4 protein-coding genes and 1 rRNA gene are annotated in these 7,666 nt (G+C 64.3%); all 5 read left to right on the top strand.

The window, feature by feature from the left end; translation table 11 throughout:
- Positions 1 to 133 precede the first annotated feature (133 nt).
- The 5 genes from rrf to D9X30_RS05055 all read left to right on the top strand — a co-directional run bounded on the left by rrf (position 134) and on the right by D9X30_RS05055 (position 7,546).
- Positions 134 to 247, top strand: a 5S ribosomal RNA gene (gene rrf, locus D9X30_RS05075).
- A gap of 302 nt (positions 248 to 549) precedes the next feature.
- Positions 550 to 942: an endonuclease gene (locus tag D9X30_RS05070; protein ID WP_153949176.1), complete on the top strand. Its 393-nt coding sequence runs from the start codon at positions 550 to 552 to the stop codon at positions 940 to 942.
- A gap of 789 nt (positions 943 to 1,731) precedes the next feature.
- Positions 1,732 to 2,895, top strand: coding sequence for an efflux RND transporter periplasmic adaptor subunit (locus tag D9X30_RS05065; RefSeq protein WP_153949177.1), 1,164 nt, complete (start codon positions 1,732 to 1,734; stop codon positions 2,893 to 2,895).
- A 26-nt stretch (positions 2,896 to 2,921) separates the two neighbouring features.
- The gene (locus tag D9X30_RS05060; RefSeq protein ID WP_153949178.1) at positions 2,922 to 6,068 is read left to right on the top strand and encodes an efflux RND transporter permease subunit; all 3,147 of its coding nucleotides are present in this window, start codon (positions 2,922 to 2,924) and stop codon (positions 6,066 to 6,068) included.
- A complete protein-coding gene (locus tag D9X30_RS05055; protein WP_153949179.1) occupies positions 6,065 to 7,546 on the top strand; it encodes an AdeC/AdeK/OprM family multidrug efflux complex outer membrane factor in 1,482 nt (493 codons plus the stop codon). Before D9X30_RS05060 ends, D9X30_RS05055 begins: the two co-directional genes overlap by 4 nt.
- Positions 7,547 to 7,666: the final 120 nt, after the last annotated feature.

Genomic DNA, 7,666 nt, shown 5'->3' with positions numbered 1-7,666 from the left:
GGCTTGATCCTATAACCAGTGTGTTTGACCTGGTGGGACCCGAGTCCGCGTGTGCCACAGGCATACAACACAACCCCCTTACTACACCCCAGATTCGCTGCGCTGATGCATCTCAGCGCGGCAACCCCTCATGCCTGGTGACCATAGCGAGTTGGAACCACCCCTTCCCATCCCGAACAGGACCGTGAAACGACTTTGCGCCGATGATAGTGCGGACTACCCGTGTGAAAGTAGGTCATCGCCAGGCTCTTATACCCAGAACCCCCAAGCCCTTAAAGCTTGGGGGTTTTGCTTTTGCGCGGGCGAAACGTGCGAGGGTGTTCGAATCCCGCACAACCTCCTGCGTCACGCATTCCAGACGCGGACAGTCCGGACAGCGGTGCAGCCGTTACAGTAGTCTTGTAAAAGCGCATGCAGACACCGGCTCAACCTCCAAGATTTCCCCTCATATTGCGCCTGATAAGGCGCAAATATAACCGGCACGGCTTTCGCTCCGTAGTGGCTACAGGGACAGCACCTCCGTTGTTCCACCGCTTTCCGGAGCTGACCATGCCAATGATTCGACCCCGAAGTGTTATCGCCGCAGGCGCACTTGCGCTGCTTTCGATCTCGGCTTTCGCCCAGATGACGCCGGGCCCGCGCGATCCGTACACCCAAGGTGGTGCGACCGCTAGCGGGACTTACGATCCCAACACCAGTGGAGCCCGCGCCGGCGACAAGTTTGATCCGTACTCCCAGGGTGCGGACAGTTCGACAAGGCAAAACCTGGCGCCGCAACCGCAGACCTATCAGTCGCCTGCACCGTCGTACCAGCCAGCGCCGACTGCCGGGATGGCGCCAGAGAGCGCGGGCGCGCCCGGCTATCGGGGCGACATGCGCTGGAGCGGGCCGATGCTCGGCAGCCGACTGGGTCCTCGCAATCGTTTCCTCGACGGGGCATAACGAACTTATCCGTCTTCGAAATACGACGTCCCCGCCTGTTGGCGGGGATTTTCATTGGCGCGCCTGGCACTCACTGCCTCGAATCACTGTCCGGGTTACGCAACACACTGTCTCGCGAACCGGCAAATCGGTGCTCCGTTCCCTTCGATCCGGCGGAAATCGTTTCGAATTCCCCCGATCCGATCGGGTATTTCGCTTCATTACAGCGAATTTTCTGTCATCCTGATTTATCTCCGAACTGGTAGCATATCGGCCGACGCGCGAAATAGGCAGCATGCTTATTGAACTGTTTGCCAGGCAGGCCGCTCAAATGCTGCATTGCGGTATCGACAGCTCACCTTGGAGGAGGGAGCGGTCAAAGCCGGCAGTTTCGGCGCAGATTGTGTGAAAGGCGCCACAACAGACATGAGCGTCTGCAGATATCGGTGAAAACGATTATTGTTGTCGGTCGGCAGGACGATGCCCGCACAGATGGGCGCACGGCCTTAGGCATGCAACGGTAATCCCGATAATCGAAGATCGGGCAGGACATTTGAGAGTACGGGGAGCAGGATCGTCCTGACGGGCGACCCTGTGCCGGACGCGCGCGCGGCGTGGCCGGTGTTCAGATTTTCCTCCAGGCCGGCGAAGCCGGCGAAAGCAGGGGCCCATGGTGACAATCCGTTGAGCCGTTATCCGATACGTGCCTGGTGACAGGCACGCCAATTGCGTCCACGCGCGCCGTGGCGCCCACCCGGCCCGGGCCGGGAACAAGAAGACCAATTCCGTTTCATCCTCGAGGAAATCGCTATGCAAGCAATGCGCGCCAGGCGTGCTTTGATTCCAGGCATGCTGGCTCTTGCCGTGACGGCTCTAACCGCCTGCGGCAAGAAGAATGAAGCCCCCGCGGCCCAGACGCCTGAAGTGAAAGTTGTCACGCTGAAGGACGAAACCGTCACGCTGGATACGTCCCTTCCCGGTCGCACCCTGCCTTACCGGATCGCCGAAGTTCGCCCGCAGGTCAACGGCATCATTCAGAAACGTCTGTTTGTCGAAGGCACGGACGTCAAGCAGGGGCAGCAGCTGTACCAGATCGATCCATCCACCTACGAAGCCACGGCGAAGAGCGCCGAGGCCACGCTCGCGTCGTCGAAGCTGCTCGCCGAACGCTACGGCCGTCTGGTCGGTGACGAAGCGGTCAGCAAGCAGCAATACGCCGAAGCCCAGGCGTCGTACCTGCAGTCGAAGGCGGCCGTGGACCAGGCCCACATCAACCTGCGTTACACCCGTGTGCTGGCACCGATTTCGGGTCGCATCAGCCGTTCGCTGGTGACCGAAGGCGCGCTGGTCACCAATGGCCAGGCCAACGCACTGGCCACGATCCAGCAGCTCGACCCCATCTATGTGGATGTGACCCAACCGTCGGCGGCGATCCTGCGCCTGCGCAAGGAGCTGTCCGATGGCAAGCTGCAGGGCGCCGGCGCCAATGCCGCCAAGGTGACGCTGCAGCTCGAGGATGGCAGCACCTATTCCCAAGCCGGCCGGCTGGAATTTTCCGAAGTGGCCGTGGATCAGAGCACCGGATCGGTGACGCTGCGCGCGGTGTTCCCGAACCCGCGCAATGAACTGCTGCCCGGCATGTTCGTGCATGCGCGCCTGGCCGAAGGCGTGAGGCAATCGGCCATCCTGGCGCCGCAACGTGCCGTGACGCGCGACCTGAAGGGCCAACCCACGTCTCTGGTGGTCAACGCCAACAACGAAGTGGAACTGCGCGTGCTCAAGACCGACCGTACCATCGGCTCCAGCTGGCTGGTGACCGACGGCCTCAAGGCGGGCGACCGTGTCATCGTCGAAGGCCTGCAGTTCGTGCGCCCCGGCGCCAAGGTGAAGGCTACCGAAGCCACTGCGGCGCAGGCGGGTGCAGGACCTGCCTCCGCACCGGCCGCCGCTTCGGCGCCGGCCGCCAAGTCGTGACCGGGACCGACGCATAAGGATTTGCCATGTCTAATTTCTTTATCGAGCGGCCGATCTTTGCGTGGGTGATTGCGCTCGTGATCATGCTGGCGGGCGTGCTGTCGATACGCTCGCTGCCGGTCACGCAATACCCCGCCATCGCGCCGCCGACGATCGCCATCTCGGTGAACTATCCGGGTGCATCCGCCCAGACCGTGCAGGACACGGTGGTGCAGGTGATCGAGCAGCAGCTGAACGGCCTGGACCGGTTGCGCTACATCTCGTCGGAGTCGAACTCCGACGGCAGCATGACCATTACGGCGACGTTCGAGCAGGGCACCAACCCCGATATCGCGCAGGTGCAGGTCCAGAACAAGCTGGCCCTGGCCCAGCCTTTGTTGCCGCAGGAAGTGCAGCAGCAGGGCATCCGCGTGACCAAGTCGGTGCGTAACTTCCTGATCATCGTCGGTCTGATCTCGACCGATCCGGCGACCACGCGGGAAGACCTGTCGAACTACATCGTCTCGAACCTGCAGGATCCGATCTCGCGGACCTCGGGCGTGGGTGACTTCCAGGTGTTCGGTTCGCAGTACGCCATGCGGATCTGGCTCGACCCGGCCAAGCTCAACAGCTTCCAGCTGGCGCCGCTCGATGTCAGCAACGCCATCAAGGCGCAGAACGTCCAGGTGGCCTCGGGCCAGCTGGGCGGCCTGCCGGCGGTGCGCGGGCAGCAGCTCAACGCCACGGTGATCGGCAAGACCCGTCTGCAGACCGCCGAGCAGTTCGGCGACATCCTGCTGAAGGTGAACCCTGATGGCTCGCAGGTGCGCCTGCGCGACGTGGCCGAAGTCGGGCTGGGTGGCCAGGATTACTCGATCAACGCGCAGTACAACGGCAGGCCCGCTTCAGGTATCGCCATTCGTCTGGCATCGGGTGCCAACGCGCTCGAAACGGTCAAGAACATCCACAACACGCTGAACCAGCTGGAGCCGTCGTTCCCGCCGGGCATCAAGGCGGTGTTCCCGTATGACACCACGCCGGTGATCGCCGACTCCATCCAGGAAGTGGTCAAGACGCTGCTCGAAGCCATCGTGCTGGTGTTCCTGGTGATGTACCTGTTCCTGCAGAACTTCCGCGCCACGCTGATCCCGACGATCGCCGTGCCGGTGGTGCTGCTGGGCACGTTCGGCGTGCTGGCCGCGTTTGGCTATTCGATCAACACCCTGACCATGTTCGGGATGGTGCTGGCGATCGGCCTGCTGGTGGACGATGCCATCGTGGTGGTGGAAAACGTCGAGCGGGTGATGTCCGAGGAGGGGCTGGGGCCGAAGGAGGCCGCCCGGAAATCGATGGGGCAGATCCAGGGCGCCCTGGTGGGTATCGCGCTGGTGCTGTCGGCCGTGTTCCTGCCGATGGCGTTCTTTGGTGGTTCCACCGGTGTGATCTATCGCCAGTTCTCGATCACGATCGTCTCGGCGATGGTGCTCTCGGTGCTGGTGGCGCTGATCCTGACGCCGGCGCTGTGCGCGACGATGCTCAAGCCCATCGAAAAGGGCGACCACGGCGAACACAAGGCCGGCTTCTTCGGCTGGTTCAACCGCGGTTTCATCCGGTCGACGCAGAAGTACGAGCGTGGCGTGGTGGGCATCCTCAAGCGCCGCGCCCCGTTCCTGCTGGTCTACGTGCTGATCCTGCTGGTCATGGGCTTCCTGTTCACGCGGATCCCGACGTCGTTCCTGCCGGAAGAAGACCAGGGCGTGCTGTATGCCCAGGTGCAGACGCCGCCGGGTTCTTCGGCCGAGCGGACCCAGGCCGTGCTGGACCAGATGCGCAACTACCTGCTCAATGACGAAGGCAAGATCGTGGAATCGCTGTTCACGGTCAACGGCTTCAACTTTGCCGGCCGTGGCCAGAGCTCGGGTCTCGCATTCATCCTGCTCAAGCCGTTCAAGGATCGCGAAGGCGATGCCACGAGCGTGTTCGACCTGGCCAAGCGCGCGCAAGCCAAGTTCGGCACGTTCCGCGACTCTTTGGCCTTTGCCTTTGCGCCGCCCGCGGTGCAGGAGCTTGGCAACGCCACCGGCTTCGACTTCTACATGCAGGACCAGGCCGGCCTGGGCCACGAGGCGCTGATGGAAGCACGCAACAAGTTCTTGGCGCTGGCCGCCAAGAACCCGGCGCTGCAACGCGTGCGTCCGAACGGCCTGAACGACGAGCCGCAGTACGTGCTCGAGATCGACGACGAACGCGCGCGCGCGCTGGGCATCTCGCTGAGCGACATCAACAGCACGGTGTCGATCGCGTGGGGTTCCAGCTACGTGAACGACTTCATCGACCGTGGCCGCGTCAAGCGCGTGTACCTGCAGGGCCGTCCCAACGCGCGGATGAACCCCGAGGACCTGAACAAGTGGTTCGTGCGCAACGACAAGGGCGACATGGTGCCGTTCTCGGCTTTTGCCACCGGCAAGTGGGGGTATGGCTCGCCGAAGCTGCAACGCTACAACGGCGTACCGGCCGTGGAAATCCTGGGCGAGCCGGCTGCCGGCAAGAGTTCGGGCGAGGCCATGGCCGCCGTCGAGGAAATCATGAAGCAGATGCCGCAGGGTATCGCGTACTCGTGGACCGGCCTGTCGTACGAAGAGCGCCTGTCGGGTGCGCAGGCGCCGGCGCTCTACGCGCTGTCGCTGCTGGTGGTGTTCCTGTGTCTGGCGGCCTTGTATGAAAGCTGGGCGATTCCGTTCTCGGTGATGCTGGTGGTGCCGCTGGGCGTGATCGGCGCGCTGCTGGCGACGCTGGCGCGCGGACTGTCGAACGATGTGTTCTTCCAGGTGGGCCTGCTCACCACGGTGGGTCTGTCGGCCAAGAACGCGATCCTGATCGTCGAATTCGCCAAGGATCTGCATGACCAGGGCAAGGGCGTGATCGAGGCGGCGGTCGAGGCCTGCCGGATGCGTCTGCGTCCGATCATCATGACATCGCTGGCTTTCATGCTTGGCGTGTTCCCGCTGGCGGTGTCGCAAGGCGCCGGCGCGGGCAGCCAGCACGCCATCGGTACCGGCGTGATCGGCGGCATGATCACCGCCACCGTGCTCGCCATCTTCTGGGTGCCGCTGTTCTTCGTCGTGGTGACGTCGATCAAGGAGCGGCGCCGCAAGTCCGGACCGTCCTCCCAGGAAACGGGAGCCCAAGCATGAGAAAGACGCTACTTTGCCTGGCCGCAGCGGCGGCCCTTGCTGGCTGCAGCCTGATCCCGTCGTATGAACGGCCGGCCGCGCCGGTCGATGCCGCGTATCCGCAAGGAGACGCCTACGCCGCTTCTGCCGGCGATGCGCAGGTGGCCGCCGCGGCGGAGCTCGGCTGGCGCGATTACTTTGCCGATCCGCGCCTGCACCGGCTCATCGAGGTCGCGCTGGAAAACAACCGCGACCTGCGCGTGGCGGCGCTCAACGTCGACGCCTATCGCGCGCAGTACCGCATCCAGCGGGCCGACCTGTTCCCCGAGGTGGGGGCGACCGGCCAGGGAACGCGCCAGCGCGTGCCGGCGGATCTTTCTTCTACCGGCCAGCGTGTGATCAGCAGCCAGTACGGCGTGTCGCTGGGCACCACGGCATGGGAGCTCGACCTGTTCGGGCGGCTGCGCAGTCTCAGCGAAGCGGCGCTGGAGCAGTATTTCGCCAGCGAGGAAGCGCGCCGCAGCACGCAGATCGCGCTGGTGGCCAGCGTGGCCAATGCCTATCTGACGCAACTGGCGGACGAAGCGAACCTGCAGGTCACGCGTGACACGCTCGGTGCGTACGAGCGCACGTACAACCTCACGCGGCGCAGCTTCGAGGAAGGCATTGCATCGCGGCTGGACCTGCGCCAGTCGCAGACGCAGGTCGAGAACGCGCGCGCGCAGCTGTCGCGCTATACGCGCCTGGTGGCGCAGGATGTCAACGCGCTGACGCTGCTGCTGGGCACCGGTATCCCGGCCGACCTGCCCGCAGGCCTGACGCTGGACCAGAAGCTCGTGGCAGAAGTGCCAGCCGGCATGCCGTCGGACCTGCTGCAGTTCCGCCCCGACATCCTGTCGGCCGAGCACCGCCTGAAATCGGCCAATGCCGATATCGGCGCGGCGCGCGCGGCGTTCTTCCCGCGTATCACGCTGACCGCCTCGGGCGGCACGGCCAGCCGCCAGCTGTCCGGCCTGTTCGATGCGGGATCGGGCACGTGGCTGTTCTCGCCGCAGATCACGCTGCCGATCTTCACGGCCGGCAGCCTGCGCGCGAGCCTGGATTACGCGAAGATCCAGAAGGACATCAACGTCGCCACGTACGAGCGTACCGTGCAGTCTGCGTTCCGCGAGGTGTCCGATGGCCTGGCCGCGCGCGGTACGTTCACCGACCAGGTGGCGGCACAGACCCGGCTGGTAGAGGCCAGTTCGGACTACTACCGGCTTGCGGAAGGGCGCTACCGTACCGGCGTGGACAGCTACCTGACCGTGCTGGATGCGCAGCGCCAGCTGTTCACGGCGCGCCAGGCGCTGATCGAGGCCCGCCTTAACCAGCTGACCAGCGAGGTGAACCTCTACAAGGCGCTGGGCGGCGGCCTGAACGAGGCCACCGGCGCACCGGCGCCCGACGCCGGCACCACCACGGGCAGCACGTCGAACGGCAGCAAGTCGGCGTCCTGATCGGCACTGCGGCATGGTCCGCAGGCAATGAAGGAGGCAGCTTCGGGCTGCCTCTTTTTTTTTGGCTGACGATGTGTTCCGGTGCCATGCGCGGCCAGCGGCAGGCATGGCGCCGTAGCC

Origin of the sequence: Cupriavidus sp. U2, from assembly GCF_009663685.2 — a bacterium.
Lineage (GTDB): Bacteria > Pseudomonadota > Gammaproteobacteria > Burkholderiales > Burkholderiaceae > Cupriavidus > Cupriavidus necator_C.
Note: the sequence above shows the minus strand (reverse complement) of the source record. Positions and strands in the feature narration are given on the sequence as shown.

Bases quoted from the DNA above. Each gene is read 5' to 3' on its own strand.
- D9X30_RS05055 (WP_153949179.1), top strand. From the start codon at position 6,065: ATGAGAAAGACGCTACTTTGCCTGGCCGCAGCGGCGGCCCTTGCTGGC.
- D9X30_RS05070 (WP_153949176.1), top strand. From the start codon at position 550: ATGCCAATGATTCGACCCCGAAGTGTTATCGCCGCAGGCGCACTTGCG.
- D9X30_RS05060 (WP_153949178.1), top strand. From the start codon at position 2,922: ATGTCTAATTTCTTTATCGAGCGGCCGATCTTTGCGTGGGTGATTGCG.
- D9X30_RS05065 (WP_153949177.1), top strand. From the start codon at position 1,732: ATGCAAGCAATGCGCGCCAGGCGTGCTTTGATTCCAGGCATGCTGGCT.